Origin of the sequence: Achromobacter sp. 2789STDY5608621 (assembly GCF_001299375.1) — a bacterium.
Classification (GTDB): domain Bacteria; phylum Pseudomonadota; class Gammaproteobacteria; order Burkholderiales; family Burkholderiaceae_B; genus Achromobacter; species Achromobacter insuavis.
Genome location: NZ_CYTU01000003.1, coordinates 184,235 through 187,258, shown reverse-complemented (window position 1 = coordinate 187,258; position 3,024 = coordinate 184,235). Strand labels below are relative to the sequence as shown.

The 3,024-nt window shown below is 70.5% G+C and carries 3 protein-coding genes; all 3 read left to right on the top strand.

Features of this window, described 5'->3' with window-relative positions; all coding sequences use genetic code 11:
• The coding region (locus AOZ53_RS04940; RefSeq protein ID WP_156333274.1) for an autotransporter outer membrane beta-barrel domain-containing protein at window positions 1-670 on the top strand (670 nt) is incomplete at its 5' end.
• Window positions 671-854: 184 nt separating this feature from the next.
• Window positions 855-1,847, top strand: a complete 993-nt coding sequence (locus tag AOZ53_RS04935) for a Bug family tripartite tricarboxylate transporter substrate binding protein (protein ID WP_054478211.1) — start codon at window positions 855-857, stop codon at window positions 1,845-1,847.
• 9 nt (window positions 1,848-1,856) lie between these two features.
• Window positions 1,857-3,024: alpha/beta fold hydrolase (locus AOZ53_RS04930; protein WP_054487073.1), on the top strand; the 1,168-nt coding region annotated here is incomplete at its 3' end.

Below are 3,024 nucleotides of genomic sequence, written 5' to 3'. Positions count from 1 at the left end.
GTCGGTGGACGACCTGGCGTCGCGCGCCGATATCTCCAGCTACAGCGCGATCGTGTATGGCGGCAAGGCCTTCGCGGTCGGCGCGGGCAAGCTCAACCTGATGGCCGGCGCCGCCTATTCCTGGCACGACATCCACACCCGGCGCCAGATCGGCGCGGGGGGCCTGGACCAGACGCTGACGGCGGACTACGGCGGCAACACCACCCAGGTCTTCAGCGAGCTGGGTTACGCCCTGGGCGTCGCCGATGGCCTGACGCTGGAACCTTATGCCGGCGTCGCCTGGGCCGGGCAGCGCGTGCGCGGTTTCAGCGAGTCGGGCGGCAGTGCGGCCCTGTCGGGCGCCGCGAGCCGCAACGACACCACCACGACCACGCTCGGCCTGCGGGGCAGGCAGACCGTGGCGCTGGGCACGCTGGCCGGCTCGGTGTCGGCCGGCCTGGGCTGGCGCCATGCGTTCGGCGACCTGACGCCGGTCTCGCGCGTGGCCTTCGACGCTGGCCAGGCCTTCACCGTCACCGGCGCGCCGATCAGTCGCGACGCCGCCCTGGTGGAGGTGGGGGCCGACCTGGCCGTCGGCCGCGGCGCCACCCTCGGCCTGGCCTATGCGGGCCAGTACGCCAGCGCCGCCCGCGACCATACGGGCCGCATTGAAATGCGCTGGCAATTCTGACGGCATCCGGCGCGCACCGGGATATCCCTAGATAGCCCCCGCGCCATATTGCATACAAGATACCGTCATTGAGACCCCCCGCCGTTCGGCGGGCGGCCTGTGCTTCCTTCCCCCTTGTTCATCGCATGGCTCGCGCGGCCGCCTGTCGCGCGGTCGTCGTGCGCGCCTGTCTGGAGAGAGCCTTATGCCGTTCACCCGTCGCCACGCCCTGGGCGCGCTTGCCGCGCTGCCGTTGCTGCCTCGCCTGGCGCTTGCCCAGGCCCAGGCCAATTTCCCCACCCGCCCCGTGCGCCTGCTGGTCGGCTTCGCGCCCGGCGGCCTGACCGACATCGCCGCCCGCGCGCTGGCCGAGCGCATGGGCAAGATCCTCAAGGGCAACGTGGTGGTCGAGAACCGGCCGGGCGGCCAGGCCATCATCGCCACCGTGGCGGTGGCTCGGGCCGAGCCCGACGGCTATACGCTGGGCTTTGCCGGCACCAACGGCATGATCCTCAACCCCTTGCTCTACAACAACCTGCCGTACCAGGCCTCGGACTTCAAGCAGCTCGGCTCGATGGGCAAGTCGCCGATGCTGCTGATCGTGCATCCGGCGCTGGGCGTCAAGAACGTGCAGGAGTTCATCGCGCTGGCGAAAAAGAAGCCCGGCGACATCACCTGCGCCCATGCCGGGCGCGGCGTCATCAACCACCTGGCGCTGCTGCACTTCCAGTCCAGGACCGGCACCCAGTTCCAGGACGTGCCGTACAAGGGTAGCGGCCCGGCGCTGCTGGACCTGATGGCCGGCACGGTGCAGAGCACGTTTGATTTCCCGACCTCGGCGCTGGCCAACATCCAGTCCGGCAAGCTGCAGGTGCTGGCGGTGACGGCCGACCAGCGCCTGTCGAGCCTGCCCGACGTGCCGACCATGAAAGAGGCCGGCGTCGATGGCTTCGAGCTGTACACCCGCATGATGATCTCGGGCCCGGCGGCGATGCCGGCGGCGGTCGCCGCCACGCTGGAGAACGCGGTGCGCGAAGGCACGCGCGACCCCAGCCTGGTCAAGCAGTTCGCCGAGCAGGGCGTGACCGTGGAGTTCACCTCGTCGGCCGACCTGGACCGGGTCATCGCCGAAGAGTCCGCCATGTGGGCCGGCGTGATCCGCGCCAACAACGTGCCCAAGACCGACCTGAAAGGCTGAGGACGCGCCATGACCGAACAAGCCCGCATCACCGTCAGCCCCGAATCCGCGCTGATCGACGTGCCGCGCGAGATCCGCATCGACGGCTTTCCCGCCTACGCCTTCGTCACCGTCACGGCCCGCATGTCGATGAGCGGCGTGCCGTGGCGTTCGCAGGCGGTGTTCATGGCTGGCCACGACGGCAGCCTGGACCTGGCGCGCGATTGCCCGGTGTCCGGCAGCTATGCCGAGCCGTCCGCCATGGGACTGGTGTGGTCGATGACCTGCGAGCAGATGGACCGGGTGGTGTTCCCGCCCGATCGCACCGAGCCGCTGGTGACCGACCTGCACGCCACCGACGGCCGGCACGAGGCCACGGCGCGGCTGGTGCAGACCTTTGCGGCCGAGGGCGTCACGCACCGCGCCGTGCGCGAGCAGGTCGGCGGCATGACGCTGTCGGGCGAGCTCTACACGCCCGCCGGGCCCGGCCCGCATCCGCTGGTGATCTACATGAACGGCTCGTCCGGCGGCGTCAACGCGCCGCGGGCCGCGCTGTTCGCCGCCCGCGGCTACCAGTGCCTGGCGCTGGCCATCTTCAACTACGACGGCCGGCCCAAGTACCTGAACGACATGCCGCTGGAGTATTTCGAGCATGCGCTGCGCTGGGCCCGCGCCGAACTCAAGCCGCGCGACGGCTTCGTGGCGCTGTCCGGCATCAGCCGCGGCGGCGAGACCTCATTGCTGGTGGCGTCGCACTATCCCGACCTGGTGAGCGCGGTGGTGGCCTACGTGCCGTCGCCCGTCACGCATGGCGTGGTCAGCGCCGGCGAGCCGGGCACCGGACGCAACGCGCAGGTCTGGCGCAAGGCCGGCGAGCCCTTGCCGCACCTGTGGCAGGACAACGCCAGCGCCGACTGGGAGGCGGCCTACGCCTCGGATCCGCCGTACCGGCAGACCCATGCGTTTCTCAGCGCCAGCCGCGATGCCGCCGCGTTCGAGCGCGCCCGCATTCCGGTGGAACGCTATCCCGGCCCGATCATGCTGGTCAGCGCGTCGGACGACGGTTTCTGGCCCAGCACCGCGTATTCCGAGATCGTCGTGCGCCAGCGCCAGGCGCATGGGCTGCCGACCTTGCACCATGTCTGCCATGGCGCGGGGCACCACGTGCACTATCCGTGCCTGCCGGCCACGCTGATCA